Source organism: Methylobacterium frigidaeris, assembly GCF_022179185.1.
GTDB classification, from domain to species: Bacteria; Pseudomonadota; Alphaproteobacteria; order Rhizobiales; family Beijerinckiaceae; genus Methylobacterium; species Methylobacterium frigidaeris.
In genome coordinates this window covers 1-260 of sequence record NZ_BPQJ01000239.1, presented here as the reverse complement: position 1 = coordinate 260, position 260 = coordinate 1, and the positions used below count along the sequence as shown (strand labels likewise).

Here is a 260-nt window from a genome sequence, read left to right as displayed (position 1 = left end):
GACGGCGACGGCGCTGACCGCGATCTCGCTGCCGCCGACCCGGACGTGGAACCCGCGCTGCGGCGCGGCCTCAATGATGTCCGTGTCGATCGCGAGATCGCCCATCCCGTAGGGTCGCGCGACCGCGATGGTGACGGTGCTGCCCGAGACCGCGATCGCCGTCGGGCGCGCCGGGGTCCAGGCTTGCCCGAGGTCGAGGACCACATGCTTGACGTAGCCCTCGAGGTCGCCGATCAGCGCCGTGCCCATCGCCGTGTGGT

General features: G+C 71.9%; 1 protein-coding gene. It reads right to left on the bottom strand.

What is annotated here, in order from left to right:
• Window positions 1-260 (bottom strand): hypothetical protein (locus MFF64_RS37005; protein WP_238194024.1); only part of this gene is annotated, 260 nt, incomplete at both ends.